This window comes from Streptomyces verrucosisporus (genome assembly GCF_017114865.1).
Taxonomy (GTDB): Bacteria; Actinomycetota; Actinomycetes; order Streptomycetales; family Streptomycetaceae; genus Streptomyces; species Streptomyces fenghuangensis.
Genome location: NZ_JADEYH010000092.1, coordinates 1 through 541 on the forward strand (window position 1 = coordinate 1; position 541 = coordinate 541).

Below are 541 nucleotides of genomic sequence, written 5' to 3' on the forward strand. Positions count from 1 at the left end.
GGTCGGCGTGGACACCAACGCCGACCACCTCGCCGCCTACCACCTCGGCCCACACGGCAACCCGATCGGCAACCCGCGCCGGTTCTTCTACGACCTCACCGGCCCCGCCGGCCACCGAGACGCCCAGATACGGCACGCCATCAGCCGGCTGCCGCACTGGACAGGCCGATGCGGCGTGAAGGCCATCGGCCTGGAGAACCTGGACTTCACCGCCGAGAAGACCCGCGAGAAGCACGGCCGCCGCAAGCGGTTCCGGCAACTCGTCTGCGGCATCCCCACCGGCAGGCTCAAGGCCCGGCTCGTCTCGATGGCCGCCGAACACGGCCTGTCGATCGTCGCCGTCGATCCGGCATACACCTCGATGTGGGGAGCACAGCACTGGGCCAAGCCCCTCACCTCGAAGAACAGGAAGATGTCCCGACACGATGCCGCCGGCATCGCGATCGGGCGACGCGCCCTCGGGCACCCGATCCGGCGACGGACGGCACCGCCCCACGACGACCGGAGTGATCGTCGTGGGCATCGGACCGCCCAGGCCGAC

The 541-nt window shown here is 70.4% G+C and carries 1 protein-coding gene; it reads left to right on the forward strand.

From position 1 onward, the window contains the following. On the forward strand, positions 1-541 hold a 541-nt coding region (locus tag IQ279_RS27585), incomplete at both ends, for a transposase family protein (RefSeq protein WP_505011414.1).